The 14,080-nt window shown below is 69.7% G+C and carries 12 protein-coding genes and 1 pseudogene; 9 read left to right on the top strand and 4 right to left on the bottom strand.

Going from position 1 to position 14,080, the window contains the following annotated elements:
* The first annotated feature begins 25 nt into the window (after positions 1-25).
* Entirely contained in the window at positions 26-502 is a 477-nt protein-coding gene (locus tag QOM21_RS33705) for a hypothetical protein (RefSeq protein ID WP_407554796.1), read from the top strand.
* Positions 489-1,160 (top strand): enoyl-CoA hydratase-related protein, encoded by a 672-nt coding sequence (locus tag QOM21_RS33700; RefSeq protein ID WP_407554795.1) that lies wholly within the window; start codon positions 489-491, stop codon positions 1,158-1,160. The genes QOM21_RS33705 and QOM21_RS33700 overlap by 14 nt, the downstream gene beginning before the upstream one ends.
* Before the next feature lie 330 nt (positions 1,161-1,490).
* Here the strand turns inward: QOM21_RS33700 and QOM21_RS33695 are convergent.
* Positions 1,491-1,734, bottom strand: a pseudogene (locus QOM21_RS33695) (transposase); the annotation flags it as partial.
* 235 nt (positions 1,735-1,969) lie between these two features.
* Between QOM21_RS33695 and QOM21_RS33690 the strand changes: the two are divergent.
* Together QOM21_RS33690 and QOM21_RS33685 are read left to right on the top strand one after the other, a co-directional pair.
* A complete protein-coding gene (locus QOM21_RS33690) occupies positions 1,970-3,748 on the top strand; it encodes an aminotransferase class I/II-fold pyridoxal phosphate-dependent enzyme (RefSeq protein ID WP_407554794.1) in 1,779 nt (592 codons plus the stop codon).
* On the top strand, positions 3,745-4,548 hold the full coding sequence (locus QOM21_RS33685; protein WP_407554793.1) for a phosphatidate cytidylyltransferase: 804 nt from the start codon (positions 3,745-3,747) through the stop codon (positions 4,546-4,548). Before QOM21_RS33690 ends, QOM21_RS33685 begins: the two co-directional genes overlap by 4 nt.
* A gap of 116 nt (positions 4,549-4,664) precedes the next feature.
* Here QOM21_RS33685 and QOM21_RS33680 read toward each other — a convergent pair whose 3' ends face one another.
* The gene (locus QOM21_RS33680; protein ID WP_407554792.1) at positions 4,665-5,627 is read right to left on the bottom strand and encodes a GlxA family transcriptional regulator; all 963 of its coding nucleotides are present in this window, start codon (positions 5,625-5,627) and stop codon (positions 4,665-4,667) included.
* 59 nt (positions 5,628-5,686) lie between these two features.
* Between QOM21_RS33680 and QOM21_RS33675 the strand changes: the two genes are divergently transcribed.
* The 4 genes from QOM21_RS33675 to QOM21_RS33660 all read left to right on the top strand — a co-directional run bounded on the left by QOM21_RS33675 (position 5,687) and on the right by QOM21_RS33660 (position 9,647).
* The gene (locus QOM21_RS33675; protein ID WP_407554791.1) at positions 5,687-6,511 is read left to right on the top strand and encodes a crotonase/enoyl-CoA hydratase family protein; all 825 of its coding nucleotides are present in this window, start codon (positions 5,687-5,689) and stop codon (positions 6,509-6,511) included.
* 32 nt (positions 6,512-6,543) lie between these two features.
* Positions 6,544-7,662, top strand: coding sequence for a lipocalin-like domain-containing protein (locus QOM21_RS33670; RefSeq protein WP_407554790.1), 1,119 nt, complete (start codon positions 6,544-6,546; stop codon positions 7,660-7,662).
* Between the two features lie 1,155 nt (positions 7,663-8,817).
* Positions 8,818-9,315 carry a hypothetical protein gene (locus QOM21_RS33665; RefSeq protein ID WP_407554789.1) on the top strand — a complete coding sequence of 166 codons (498 nt, stop codon included), beginning with the start codon at positions 8,818-8,820 and terminating at the stop codon, positions 9,313-9,315.
* Positions 9,315-9,647, top strand: a complete 333-nt coding sequence (locus QOM21_RS33660; protein ID WP_407554788.1) for a winged helix-turn-helix domain-containing protein — start codon at positions 9,315-9,317, stop codon at positions 9,645-9,647. The genes QOM21_RS33665 and QOM21_RS33660 overlap by 1 nt, the downstream gene beginning before the upstream one ends.
* 272 nt (positions 9,648-9,919) lie before the next feature.
* Here the strand turns inward: QOM21_RS33660 and QOM21_RS33655 are convergent, their stop codons facing one another.
* Both QOM21_RS33655 and QOM21_RS33650 read right to left on the bottom strand, forming a co-directional pair.
* On the bottom strand, positions 9,920-10,774 hold the full coding sequence (locus QOM21_RS33655; protein WP_407554787.1) for a hypothetical protein: 855 nt from the start codon (positions 10,772-10,774) through the stop codon (positions 9,920-9,922).
* A gap of 751 nt (positions 10,775-11,525) precedes the next feature.
* Positions 11,526-12,311 carry a lysozyme gene (locus tag QOM21_RS33650; RefSeq protein WP_407554786.1) on the bottom strand — a complete coding sequence of 262 codons (786 nt, stop codon included), beginning with the start codon at positions 12,309-12,311 and terminating at the stop codon, positions 11,526-11,528.
* 417 nt (positions 12,312-12,728) lie between these two features.
* Between QOM21_RS33650 and QOM21_RS33645 the strand changes: the two genes are divergently transcribed.
* Positions 12,729-14,024, top strand: coding sequence for a DUF3103 family protein (locus tag QOM21_RS33645; RefSeq protein ID WP_407554785.1), 1,296 nt, complete (start codon positions 12,729-12,731; stop codon positions 14,022-14,024).
* Positions 14,025-14,080: the final 56 nt, after the last annotated feature.

The raw sequence follows: 14,080 nt of genomic DNA, 5'->3' as shown, positions 1-14,080 counted from the left end.
ACCGGCGAGGCAGGGGCGTCGGCTGATGACTTCGTCGCCGGTCAGATCGAGACCGCTGCGCGAGCCGCCGACGCTCTGGAGGCGATCGACGCCTTCTTCCCGCTGTGGCGGGATCGAGCTGATCAAGAGTCACTTCCGGTCCTGCTGCCCCATCGAGTCGGTGGCCGTGGAGGCCAACGACGACGCACCGCAGTTGGCTCGCTCAGCGGCCGCGGTCTTCGCTCGCCCGAGGGAAGGGCTAGCCGCTCTGCTCCTCCGGCACCGCTTGCCGGAGGAGCAGGGGAAGAGACTGTCCGCCTTCATCATCGCCTCGGTCGAAGGCACGGTGATCATGTGCCGGCGGAGCAGAGCATCGCTCCGCCTGAGGCCGTCGCGACCGAAGCCCATGACCAGCTGCCACGCGCTCTGCCTGACCGGCCCGAGGCCGGTCACGCGTCACGGCCGTGACCGGCTGCCCATCCACCATCCACGCATCTTGAGGAGCCGCAATGCCCACGCTTGAGCGCCAGGACGACGTCTTCATCCTTGATCTCGGGGACACCGAGAACCGGTTCCACCCCGACTGGCTCGCTTCCGCCCACGCCGCGCTGGACGAGGTGGAGAAGGCCGAAGGCCCCCGTGCCCTGGTGACCGCCGCCGTCGGCAAGTTCTACTCCAACGGCCTGGACCTGGACTGGCTGTTCGCCCATGCCGACCAGCACCAGCACTACGTCGTCTCGGTCCACGAACTCCTCGCACGGATGCTGTCGCTGCCGGTGGTCACCGTGGCCGCACTGCAAGGGCACACCTTCGCGGCCGGCGCGATGTTCTCGCTGGCCCACGACTTCCGGGTGATGCGTGCCGACCGCGGCTTCTGGTGCCTGCCCGAGGCCGACATCAACATCCCCTTCACCCCCGGCATGTCCGCGCTGATCCAGGCCAGGCTGACCCCGCAGACCGCACACGAGGCCATGACCACCGCCCGCCGCTACGGGGGCCAAGACGCCCTGGCCGCCGCCGTCGTCGACCGCGCGGTGGACGAGGACTCGGTCCGCCGGACCGCAGTGGAGATTGCCCGGTCCCAGACAAGCAAGGCCGGCCCCACCCTCGGCACCATCAAAGCCCGCATGTACGCGCCCGCCCTGAACGCCCTGCGGGACACGGACAACCCCCTTGGCTGAGCTGTACCCAGCCGCCCAGATCGGTGGGCGCGGGCCTGCGGCAACGCGGTCTCCGGACCACCACCATGCGTCCCGGCGCACGAGGGCGCCGTCTTCCATGCCGGCCGCCACCGCAACGCCCCAGCCGAAGGCGAGGTGCTCGACAACCAAGGGGAGTTGATCGTCCAGGTCCCCACCACCTACCTGGTCCTCCATTCTGCGGACCGATGGTCGGTTCCCAGCCACGGTCGATCCGACGTCGCGGGCGATGCGAAGAGTGATGCCGCGCTCGCGGAGCCATCTCCTCAGGTGGGGTCTGGCTAAGGGGAATCGTCAACGTCAGCTTGTCGATCACCGCAGGCAGATCACGACTTCGGAGCGATGCGGATGGTTCTCGTAATCGCGGGCGAGGCGGTGGTGGCGGTGCATGAGCCGGCCGAAGGTCCGATCGACCACCCAGTGCCGAGGGTTGACCTTGAATGCCTTCTGGTCGGGTGACGGGGGGCGATCTCGGCGTTGATGCCGAGGGTGGCCCCGTAGTCGATGGACTTGGTGTGCGGTATCCCGTACCGGCCCACGCCCTCGTGACGCGCGGCTGGACTATGACGAGCTGAAGGCGCTCGCCGGGGGTGACCGCCTCCCCCGCGCAGGCCGGTCCCGCCGGAGCGACAGCGGCCTCGACCGGGCGACGGACGGTCCGCGTCTGAGTACGGCTACTCAGGCGCGGCCGAGCCGCGTGCCGCACCATGGCCGGGCGGCGAGGGCGGACCATCCTTCACGCCGTCCCCGGATCCGGCGCGGCCGCCGCCCGTCACGTCGAAAGGTTGCTTGTGGAACGTGCTCTGCAGCTGCGTGCTGCTACTCCGGAGGATGCCGACTGGATCCATGAGGTGCGGCACCGGGTGTACGCGCAGGAACTCGGCCAGCATGCCCAGGTTCCGGAAGGACGGCTGCGGGACGGGCTGGACGGAGAGAACGTCTACCTCGTCGTGGCGCGCGGCGAGGACCGGATCGGCTGCGTCAGCATCACCCCGCCCTGGGTGGGCCGGTACGGGCTGGAGAAGTACCTGACCCGCGAAGAGTTGCCGCTGCTGGCCGAGGAGGACCTGTTCGAGGTTCGTCTTCTCACCGTCGAGCCGCACCGGCGGAACACCCTGGCGGCGCCGCTGCTGATGTACGCGGCGCTGCGCTGGATCGCCGCCCGGGGTGGCCGCCGGGTGGTGGCCATGGGCCGCACCGAGCTCCTCGCCATGTATACGGCCGCCGGCCTTCAGCCGACCGGTCACACCGTGCGGTGCGGCGCGGTGACCTTCGAGGTGCTGACCGGCACCGTGAAAGACCTGACGAGGGCCACTCTGGACCGATACGGCCCCACGGTGCGGCGCCTGGGGAGCGGTGTGGACTGGCGTCTGGACGCGACGTTCGCTCCGCGGCCGGATGGTTGCGAGCACGGCGGCGCCTCCTTCACCGCCATCGGCGCGGACTTCCGTGATCTGGGCCGGCGCCACAAGATCGTGGCGGCAGATGTCCTGGATGCCTGGTTCCCGCCGGCCCCGGGTGTCCGGGCCCTGCTCGCGGAAGACCTGGGGTGGATATCGCGGACCTCCCCTCCCACCGGCGCCGAAGGGCTGCTGGCCGAGATCTCTACGGCCCGCTCCCTCCCGGCAGAGACGCTCGTGGTGGGCGCAGGCTCGTCCGATCTCATCTTCCGGGCGTTCGGCCGGTGGCTGACCCCCCGGAGCAGAGTGCTGCTCATCGACCCGGGCTACGGCGAGTACGCGCATGTCACCGAGGACGTGATCGGATGCCGGGTGGACCGCTTCCGGTTGCGCAGGGACGACAGCTGGCGCATCGATCCGGACCGGCTCGCCGCGTGCACCCGTGCCGGCACCTACGACCTGGTGGTAGTGGTCAACCCGAACAACCCCACCGGACGGCACCTGCCGGCGGCGGAACTGCGCCGGGTGATCGCGGCAACCCCGGGCAGCACCCGGTGGTGGATCGACGAGGCATACCTGGGGTACGTCGGCATGACGGAGTCACTGGCCGAGGTGGCTACCGCCGACTCACGGGTGGTGGTCTGCAGTTCGCTGTCCAAGATGTACGCGCTGTCCGGGGTGCGGGCCGCCTTCCTGGTGGCCGAACCGGACATGGCGGCTCACCTGCGCCGCTGGACACCTCCCTGGGCCGTCAGTCTGCCGGCGCAGATGGCTGCGGTTGCGGCGCTGCGCGACCCCGCCTACTACGCCGGCTGCTGGGACCGCACGCACACCTTGCGCGGCCGACTGGCCTCCGACCTGGCCGGTGCGGACTCCTCGGCCGTGATCGACGAGTCCGTGGCCAACCACCTCACCGTGACCCTGCCCCGCTACGGGCCGAGCGCCGCCCAGCTGGTCCACGAATGCCGCCGGCACGACGTCTACCTGCGGGACCTGTCGCCGCTCTCGCCCGGTTATGAAGGCCGTTGCGTACGGATCGCCGTCAGGGACACCGATGAGAACGCCCGCATCGTGGCCGCGTACGCGGACTCACTCGATGCGCTGCGGCCTCCGGGTCGCGCGCCCCGGACGTCGGAGTGGCCCGGGTCGGACGCCGGGGCCGGCCGGTGACAACCGTTGCCCGCCTGGCGCCCTTCCTGGGTGGGGGGCTCCTGCTGGGCGGCATCGCGGTGCTCGCGTCCCGAAAGCGCGAGCTGTGGATCCGGTGGTGCGCCTGGGCGGTTGGCGTACCGCTGGTCACCGGCGCGTTCTGGCTGGGCCGCCCGGGCGCCGCGGCCCTTGCCGCGGCAGCGGGCGTGGTGGCGACGGTGGAATTCTGCGCGCTGCTGCGGCTTGGCCGGCCGGACCGGGCCGTGCTGGCCGCAGCGGTGGTCTGCGTGGTCCTGGCTGCCTGGCTGACGCCGGGGCAACTGCCCAGGGTGGTCGGCGCCGGGGCACTCGCGGTCGCCGCGGTGCCTCTGCTGGCCGGCGACGCCGAACAGGGATTGCGCCGGGTCGGTGCCGGGCTGTTGGGGCTCGGCTGGCTCGGGTTGCTGGCCGCGCTGGTGCCGCTCGGGGCCGACGCGCTCGCTCTCTTCGTGGCGGTTTCGGTCGCGGACATCGTGGCGTACTTCGCGGGTCGGCGGCTGGGAGGGCCACGGCTGTCACCGCTCTCCCCGGCCAAGCGGTGGAGCGGAACCCTGGCGGGGGCCGCGATCGGTGTGGGCGTGCTCGCCCTACTGTCCGCGTGGAGCCTGCCGATGGCGACGGCGGTGGCGGTCGGCGGTCCGGCCGGCGACCTCTTCGAATCGATGGTCAAACGGGGCACGCAGAGCAAGGACGCCGGCCGCTGGCTGCCCGGCTCCGGCGGCCTGTTGGACCGGATCGACTCCCTCCTGATCGCGTTGGCCGTCCTTTTGGTGCTGCGCTGAGCGTCCACAGCGGCGGCCGGCCCGCCGTCGGTCGGCGGAAGGGGACGGAAACGGGTGGCGCGTGACGATCACCGCAAACCCGGTGACGGGACACTGATGCGATGTCCCCTACCCCGTCACGCACCGTCCGGGCTCTCGGACTCTGCCCTGAGCAGGGCTCGGAGCGAAGAGGCGTTGCGGTATCCGACCAACCGGGCGATGTCCGTCGTCGTGAGATCGGTCGTCCGGCGCAGGTGACCGGCCCGCTCGGCGCGCAACCTGCGCACCAAGCCGTACGGGGTGGTGTTGAGGCGCTCCCGCACCCTCCGCTCAAGAGTCCGGCGGGTGGTGCCGAGGGCGAGCGCGGCATCCACCACTGCGATGTCGTGCTGGAGATGGGACCGTACCCAGCTCTCGAAGTCATTGACCAACTGGTCGTTCTCGGCGAGGTGCCCGGTGACCGAGGTGACGCTGCCCGCGGGACGCTCGTCGATGAGCAAGGCGGTCGCCGTGACGTGGGCGAGCTGCGGACTGACCCTCGCCACCAGGCTCATGGCCAGATCGATGTGGGCGAAGGCCGCACCGGCGGTGGCGACGGTGCCGTCCCGGACCACCATGCGGGACACGTCCAGTCCGACCCGGGGATAGCGCCGGCGGAAGAGATCCCACAGCCACCAGCTCGTCGTGGCCTGCCGGTCGTCGAGCAGCCCGGCCTCGGCAAGAACAAAGGTGCCCGTGCACGCAGCGGCGAGTTCACGGCCGTCGGCGGACCAGTCGAGCAAGGCCGTACGCAGCGCCCGTACTTCGGTGCGCATCAGAGCATCCACCATCGTGGCAGGGCTCTCCGCGGCGAGCGCGGGTACCAGCAGCAGGTCCAGGTCGGCCGTGGCCACACAGTCGTCCAGGGTGCGGGCGACCGGTACGAGCAGACCCCCTGCGGTCGGCACCGGCTCGCACCCGGGAGCAACCGTCACCGCGGTGATGGCGGGGATCTCCCGGTCGACCTGCCGGCGGGCGGCGTTCGCCGTCCGCAGGACATCCAGGACGGTGGTCAGCCCCGAGTCCCAGCAACCAGGGAGCGCCACCACTCCGATATGCATGTCGCAAGAGCTCCGTCCGATGTCGCAATGGCTGCCGTTGCCCTTCCTACGGTAAGCCCATGTCCTCGACAAGAAACCCCGCTCCCACCGCAGCCGCCCCCACCGAGAAGGTGCTCGTCGGCCAGGAAGGCGCGGTGCTCACGATCACCCTCAACCGGCCGGAGAAGGCCAACGCGATAGACGCCGACATGATCGAGGGTCTGTCTCGTGCCTACGCCCGGCTGTCCGACGACCCCACCCTTCGGGTGGCAGTCGTCCGCAGCAATGGCCCTCATTTCACCGGCGGACTCGACCTGGCCTCGCTCGCCCCACGCCTGGCGACCGGCGGCGAGGGACTCATCCCGGACACCGCCCGCGACCCCTGGGGCATGTACGGGGAGCCGGCCACGAAGCCCGTCGTGGTCGCCGTTCACGGGCGCTGTTTCACAGCAGGTCTGGAACTCGTACTCAATGCCGATCTGTGTGTCGCCGCGGCCGACACCCTCTTCGGTCAGCAGGAGGTCACCCGCGGCATCGTCGCTCTGGGCGGTGCCACGGTCAGGCTGCCGCACCGTGCCGGCTGGGGCAACGCCATGCGCTACCTGCTCACCGGCGAACAGTTCGACGCTCAGGAAGCGTGGCGCATGGGCGTCGTCCAGGAAGTCGTCAGCCCCGGCGAACAGTTCGACCGTGCGACGGCACTCGCCCACCGCATCGCGCAACAGGCACCGCTCGCCGTCCAGGCTACTCTCGCCGATGCCCGCGCGGCCCTTCACGGACCGATCGCCGCGTCCGCCGCCGGCCTGCGCGGTGAGGTGGGCCCCCGGCTCTTCGCGACCGCCGACGCCGCCGAAGGGATCAACGCCCTGATCGAGCGTCGCACTCCGGTCTTCACCGGCGCCTGAACCCCACCTCACCGTCACCGAAGGAACCCGTCATGCACGCCGTCATCGGCAACCTGCCGCGCCACTACCAGCGGCTGAACCTCACACCTGACGTCATCCAGCCATGGGAGGACGGGCTACGCACGGATCCCGCACAGGGAACGTTCGAGTGGTGGTACTGCGACGCCCATCTCGACGACGGCTCCACCCTGACCGTCGAATTCCACACCAAGCCGCCGTTCGTCTCCCCCCGGGCACCGCTCACTCCGTTCGTCCTGCTGACGCTGACCCGCCCGGATGGTTCCCGGACCGATAGGCAATACACCGGGGAACCCGCGGAGTTCACCGCTTCACGGGAAGAATGCGACGTGGTGATCGGCCCCCACACCTTCCGCTCCGGCCCCGACGGCTACACCATTCATGTCGAGATCGAGGACACCGTCGTTGACCTCACCCTCACCGCGCAGGTACCGCCCTGGCGGCCGGAGACCGGGCACGCCTTCTTCGGCCCTGACGAGGAGCACTACATCGCGTGGCTGCCCGTCGTCGCCCACGGCAAGGTCGAGGCGAGGCTGACCTTCGACGGGGAAACCCAACAGCTCACCGGCACCGGCTATCACGACCACAACTGGGGCAACATCGCTCCTCGCAAGGTGCTCGATCACTGGTACTGGGGCCGCGCCCGGCTGGGCGAGTACACGGTCGTCACGTTGATGTTCGCCAGCCACGAACGCTACGACAAGGCAGTTCTTCCCGCCGTGCTGGTGGCCAAGTCGGGCCGGATCATCGCCTCCGCGGTCGGCGCGGACACCGTTGACTGCACCGAGGGGGAGGTCTTCGTCCACGACGACAGCGAGGTCCAGGTGGCCGATCGCCTTGAATACCGGTGTGCCGGCGGCGATTCCATGTTCACGATCACCTTCCGGCGCGACCAGGACGCCTTCCTGCTGAACTTCGGAACGGCTGGTGCCTACCACCGGTTCCTCGGTGAGGTGACTCTTCAGCGTGCGACGACCGACGGGAGCGAAGAAGGAGAGACCGTGCAGGGACGCACTCTCTGGGAACTGCTCCACTTCGACAGCAACATGAACCGCAGTACAGAGGATGGCTCGGGTGCCGACCCGCACGACACCGGTCGTGTCCGGATCCCGGTCATAGGTCACCAGGCCTGACGCGTGACGCCCCGGACCACCGAGGGACGACCGGGCGGATCGAGCTGTTGATGCCGGCCGAACCGGTGCGGGTGCGGCGGTGGGCGACCACCGCCGCACCCTGGAAGCCATCGCGTGAACCTACCGGTCCTGCTCACAGGGGCCTGCCAGGGGTGGAGGAATTGCTTGCCCCAACCGGCGTTCTCCTGCCGGTGATTCGCGGACACATCCGCCTTCGGTAGCTCGGCCAACGGATGCACGACGGAACTTCCTGCCATCGGCGTCGTGGCCCATCCGTCTCCACCCCCGTGAGCTTCGGCTCACCACTCACGAGGGGGAGACGAACCGGCCCGGACCGCAAAGGGAGATCAGTCCAGGACCTGCGACCGGGCGCCTTCCCCAATCCCCTGCCGCTGATCTCCAATAGATCACCGTCCTGGCGCCCTGGGGGAAGTGATCTTTACTCAATCAACGGTGGGGTTTCTGGGCGGGCCGCGGACGAAAAGGCGCTCCACCCCGGGGCCTGTTCGGTCTCGGCCGTGATTGCGGTACGTGTGGTCGGACGCCGCCGCCTGCGCAGGCAACGGGAGACTCAGAAGCGCCGTGGTGGCGGTAACCATCGGCAAGGTCCGGCGCGCTGCTCCGGGACACAGTGGATCACCGGTGCCGGTCCATCCAGCGGCGTACGCAGAACACAGCACCCATCGGCCGAGAGGCGGTCGTCCGGCGCACGCCTTCTCCCGCTCCGCGACCAGATGGTGTGCTCGCGCATCCTCTCGGTCGGTCCACCGCTCCCCTGTGGCGACAGCAGTCGGCTCTATCGAGTGCCTCTCCCCTGAACGCTACTGAGCCGTCCGCGGCCTGCCCGAGTAGGCATTACTCAGGACGCGGTCGTGCTCAACATCCAGGCTGGGAAGTCGGCCTCAGTGCGGGTGCCCTGGTCAACGTCTCCTCATCGCGGTCCGGCTCCGGTGGGCCGTCGACCGCTCCGCGGAGCGGTCCGTGACGCCGTCCGTGGCGCTCGTGTGCCGGAAGTCTGCGGGATACGGCGGACGCACCGAAGCCGTGAAGCGGTGGACCATCATTCCCTCAAAGAAAGTACTTGCCCATAAGGAAAGAGGATAGTAACTTTCTCGCCAGGCAAGGGAATGCTCGTACGGAAAACAAGGAGCTCGAATGACCGATCGACCGAGTCCGGAGCAGGCCGCTCTCGCATTGCAGGGGGCACGGGAGCATCAGGGTGCGGCATTGACGGGGCGCCGGGAACCAATGCGGGTGAAGGTCGCGTTCGGTGTGGCAGGGCTGGCGTTCGGCGCCTGTTACGACGTCTTCAACGACCCCGGTTCGATCCCGGTTCTGGCGGTGGCCGCCGCGACCTGGACACACGGGATCGTTTCCAGAACTCCGCGCGGAGCCGCTCTGCTCGGCTACGGAACTGCCGGGGCCCGCAACCGGCCTCCGGCCTACGTCCTGGGAGTGCTCGCCGTGGTCGCTCTGCTGATGGCCATTGGCTACTTCAGCATCAGCCCCCACACGGCATACCTGGACGACCACGTGCCCTACTGGCACACGATGGGCATGCTGCTCCTGATTGCGGTGATCACCGCCCTGGCTCCGCTCGATTCGCGCTTTCGGATGTGGCTGTTCAAGCTGACCTCGAAGCGAGGGGTGTAGTGGCCGCGACGTCCATCGCCCCTCTTCTGGTCGATCCGACGCGGCTGTCGATCCTGTCCCTGCTGAGCACGGCGCGGTGGGCGGAGTTCACCTTCGTCCGCGACACGGTCGGCCTGTCCGACTCGGCGTTGTCGAAACAGGTCGGCAAGCTGAGCGACCACGGATACGTAGAAGTCCGGCGCGGATACGTCGGGAAGCGGGGCCGCACCTGGATCAACCTTGCACCGGCCGGCCGGGGAGCCCTGGAGAGCCACATCTCGGCTCTGCAAGAGATCATCGGCCAGGCCCGAGCGACCGGCGAGGCATACGTTCCTCCATCGGCCAGAACCTAGAGGCAGAGCGGAACTCGTCCAGCACCGCGAAGCGGATGCTGTGCAAACAATGGTGACCCTCAGTCAGCTACTTCTTTGCATGGAGCGGGCGGCGACGCGCAATTGGCCGAATGCCGAACGGGTCCGGATCTCCAGCCTGTTGGAGATCCGGACCCGTCGTCGTCCGCTCCCGCCGACAGCGGAACCGCCCCAGACCGAGAGCCCCGGCCGACTCATGCCTACCCAACCGACGACGAATCTCCGACCCGGATCACCAGGCGGTTCGGGATGGATCAGCGGGCGGCGCCCGAGTTGTCGTCGACCTTGAGGGCAGCTTCGTCGACGGCTTCGAAGTCGTCGCCGCGCAGCTGCTTGAGCGCGTTCAACTGGTCGTTGTCCCACCGCTTGTCCTCGTCGCCGGAGACGAACCAGCTCGAACCGTTGTCCGCGACGAAGGCGCCGTAGCGCTGGAGCGCCTTGGCGATCACGCGGGCCTGCGGCGGCAGGGCTGCGGTGTGCACAGAGCTTTTCAAGCGAAGCCGGAGGCCCATCGGCGGCAGGCTGTCGTCCGTCGCGGATCCGGCGTCGTGGCGGGCCGGCCAGAGATGCGAGGTGTCCGAGCGGGGCACGGTGATCCGCAGGGCGTGGTCGATTTCCCCGGATGCCACCTCGTCATAGCGCACGAGTCCCGGCAGGATCGGCAGACCTGCCGCGTCCGCCGAGGTCCAGCCCTCCGGTCGCAGCGCGTCGGAGCGGAGGTCGAAGACCGCCCCGGATCCGGCGTGCCAGGAATGCCCTGCTGCGGCCGTGGCGTCGTACAGCTCATAGGACCTGCACCGATGCCGGTCGAGCACCACGACATGGCGGTCGCCGTCCCCGTGCGGTCCGTTCTCGATCCGTGCGTCGGAGGGGATGCGATAGCCCGCGGGGTCGGACTCGTCGGCGTAGTCGAAGGTGACCTCGGATTCCGGGGCCGGGCTGTCGAGTGTGGTGACGGGTATGCCGAACGGTTTGCCGTCGATCGGTCCGGAGCCGAAGTCGGGGTGCAGCGGCTTCGACGCCCCGATGGCTTGTACGTAGGTGTCCGACCGTGCGTGGCGGGGAAGTTGGTCGGCCGGTGTGCGCCAGATGCTGGATGCAGGCGCCACTTCGTCGCAGGACTGCTCTGCGGTCGCCGCCCGGCTCGGCGGTTTCCTCGATGGCTCCGAGGAGGGGTGGGCAGCGGTCGGGGGCCGGGAGGGCGCAGACGGTGCGACGGAAACGTCGGAGGGGGAGGCCGACGGCCCCAACGAGGGGCGGGCCGACCGGGTGGCGCCTGCTCGGTGTCCCAAGGGGTCCGGCTCGGTGGCGTTCGCGCAGACCAGATAGCCGCTCACCATCGCTGCGCCGAGGAGCGCCGAAGAAGCCAGGAGATGTCGTCGTGCCGGAGGTTTTCTGTGCGTCATGAGGGATCTCTCCGCGCCCACCCGGTGCCGGGGTCCGGTTCCGGGAGCAGCGCACAACGGGCGGTGGCACTCGCGAGGAGACGCAGGCACCGCGCATGCTTCGGATGTCGGCGGCGACGCTAGTCGAGTCGGATGGGCCGGCGTCAGAGTCCGGTGCAGCAGCGGGGAAAGTTGAGTAATTCCTGCTCACCGCCGGTGGCTTCCGGGACGGCTGCTCCCGGCCGCGAGTTCCCGTGGGCGCACTTTCGGGCAGCCACCGGCGCGCCCTTGGACGCGGCGATGGCCTGGCCTGGCCTGGCACATCGAGGGTCTTCTCCCGGACGTGGTTGCGCTCGATCCGCCCTGCGGCGCCGAGGACGGCGAAGAGCATGGCGCCTACGCCATTGCTCGTCGGTCCGGAACTCCGCCGCCGTCCGACGGCGGAGTTGGCCGACCGCTCGCGCCGGGGATGTCGTCACCCCTTGGCGAATGCCTTCAACTCGTCGTAGGAACCGTGGAAGAGGTCCTGGTCGCCGGGGAACGTGCCGGAGTCGGCAAACTGCCAGAAGGTGTGAGCCGACCAGCCGGCCGGGAGGGTGCCGGGGGACGCGGCATACCGGGCGACCCACAGCGGGTTGGTCCCACCGAAGCTGGTGTCGCCTCCGGTGCAGCGGGTCCACCAGTCGCTGGTGGTGTAGAGGACGGGGGCGCGTCCGGTGCGGGCCTTCACTGTGTCGCTGAACTCTCTGATCCAGGACACCATGTCGGCCTGCCCCCGGCCGTAGCAGGCGTCCGGGCCGTACGGGTTGTGTTCCAGGTCGAGAGCCGGTGGCAGCGTGCCGCCGTCCGCCGTCCAGTTCCCGCCGTGGTCGACGAAGTGTGTGGCCTGCTCCGCCGCGCCTGAGGTGTCCGGACGGGCGAAGTGGTACGCGCCGCGGATCATGCCGGCGTCGTGGGCGCCCTGGAACTGCTCCGGGAAGGTGGGGCTCTGGAAGGTGGCTCCTTCGGTCGCCTTGACGTAGGCCCAGCGGGCTCCGTCGTCCCAGGCGCCCTGCCAGTCGACCGTGCCCTGGTGGCGGCTCACGTCCATCCCGGGGACCTCTTCCGCACCGGCTGCGGCGGAGATGCCGTGCCCGGACGCCGCGGCCTGCGCGGGCGGCGGGAGGGTCAGGAGCGTCGCGGTGGCGGTGACGGTGGCGAGCGCGGTGAGCAGCCCTGTGCGCAGGGCACTGTGGGGGCGTCGACGTGGAGACAGGGGCATGTGGGGATGCCTTCCGGTGGTGTGGTCCGAGGGGCCGGGAGTGGTAGGGCGTAACCCATGGGAGGCGGAGAAGTGCCTGCGCAGCACGGGCCGTTGCGTCCATGACGCGTTGATCTGAAGCGAACATAGGGGGCGTGGAGCGCAGTGACCAGACCCCTGCAGCGATCATGCGCGTCTCCGGCCGAGGACGCGCAATGTTGCTTCAATTCCCTTGCGTTCAGGCGTAGTTGAGTAACGAATACCCATGACAGGTGTCCCCCTCATGGCCTTAATGAGACCTCGGCGCGGAACGCGGTGTGGGTGTGCGTCCGGGACGGTCACGGCCCACAAAGCGGTGACCGTCCCGCTGCCGCGCCGAATCGTGGACCGAGGCGGACGCGGCATCCGAACGCGCCGCCGCGAGCAATGGAGAAGACCATGTACCGGTCTGGACTGTTCAGGACGGCGGTGGCCGTGGCCGCGTCGTCCGTGTGCCTGGTGAGCGGAGCCGCGGGGGCGTGGGCGCAGCCCGGCGCACGTACCGCGCCGTCCGGGGCGCAGCCCACGCGGGCGGACGCCGTGCAGGACGCGAAGCAGGCGGCGGCGCGGAGCCTGCGGGAGGCGTACGCCGCCGGCCAGGTCGAGGAGGCGACGTCCGGCCTGTCGGCCTCGGCGGACGAGGTGGGACTCGATCGACTGCCGGTCCGGTCGAGCAGCAACTTCCGCGCGTCGGTGAAGTCCTCCAACAACGCGATCCTCGCGGCCAAGGGACTGCCCGCCTCGACCGGCAACGTCCTGAAGGTACGGCTGGCCAACCCGGAGGCACGCGCCGCACTGGCCAGGGGCGTGCAGCCGCTGATCGCCGCGGAGCCCTCCGACCGTCGGGCCGATTCACTGACCGCGTACCGGCCCGACGGCACCGCGGTGAAGCTCGGAGCCACGGCGCCCGCCGGCGTCCCGGTGCTGATCGTGGGCACCGACGGCGACCGGATCGTGGCTGCCGGCACGAAGGTGATGAGCGAGGGCTTCAAGGCCGCCTGGCCGCAGGCGGGTGCCGACTCCAGCGGCGGCCACTCCGCCCTGAAGCCGCGGACCGGAGCCACGGACCGGGCCGCCTCACGCACGGCGCCGCTCCCCCGGCCGGGCGGCCGCGAGCTGCCGGCGGCAGACGCGTCCGGCACCGCCAAGGCAACCGACCCCTCGCAGGGCAAGAACGTCACCCGCATCAACGACGTCTCGTTGCTCCAGAGCAACGAGGAGCCGTTCTGGAAGGGCGGCGCCGAGGCGTTCGCCGTCGTCGGCGGCTGGGACAAGAACGACAAGGCGTTCGCCGAGCCGACCCTGCAGATGCCCTACCTCGACTCGACGGGCGTCGCCTACCACCCCAACCAGAACCTGATCGACTGGAGCCACTTCGGCTACGACTCCGCCGACCTGGTGTTCCTGGAGGAAGACGACGGGACCAACTACCGGGACCTCACCAAGGCGATCGTCGACGCGCTGCTGACGGTCACCGGCTACGGCACGACCGGCATCCCGCTCGCCAACACCATCATGGACGCCATTCCGGATGCGTGGTGGACCGATGAGACCGATGAGCTGGACCAGGTGTACTCGGTCAGCCACGCTGCCATCGCCAGGGCGCAGAGCTCCGGCGCCGCCGGCCTGACGTACTCCGGCGCCGGCGGCAACATCTCCCTCGGGCTGAGCAACGTCTTCATCCCCAAGACCTGAGAGGGGTTTCCGGCGCACCCGGAACCGCCGGATGAAGGCCCGCCGCGGACGCGGCG

This window comes from Streptomyces sp. Pv4-95 (assembly GCF_045782725.1).
GTDB lineage: Bacteria > Actinomycetota > Actinomycetes > Streptomycetales > Streptomycetaceae > Streptomyces.
This window is presented reverse-complemented; position numbering and strand designations above follow the sequence as displayed.